Origin of the sequence: Pseudomonas sp. 2822-15, from assembly GCF_002742515.1 — a bacterium.
GTDB lineage: Bacteria > Pseudomonadota > Gammaproteobacteria > Pseudomonadales > Pseudomonadaceae > Aquipseudomonas > Aquipseudomonas salomonii.
In genome coordinates, this window is record NZ_LJRY01000102.1 from 1 (window position 1) to 227 (window position 227).

Sequence of the window (227 nt, forward strand, 5' to 3'; positions counted from 1 at the left end):
AACACCACGGTTTCTCTGACTGCTGATAAAGCCTCTGTAGTTGAAGGCGGTGACATCACTTACACCGCGACCTTGACTAACAAGGCGCAGACCGACGTCACCGTAACGTTGAGCAACGGCCAGACCATCACGATCAAGGCCGGTGAAACTGTCGGCTCGACCGTGTTTAACACTCCAGCCAATGACGTCTATAACAACGGTTCGACTGTCAGCACCACCATCGAGGG

At 53.7% G+C, this 227-nt stretch carries 1 protein-coding gene; it reads left to right on the plus strand.

Going from position 1 to position 227, the window contains the following annotated elements; all coding sequences use genetic code 11:
* The coding region (locus AOA59_RS00570) for an immunoglobulin-like domain-containing protein (protein ID WP_371919050.1) at positions 1-227 on the plus strand (227 nt) is incomplete at both ends.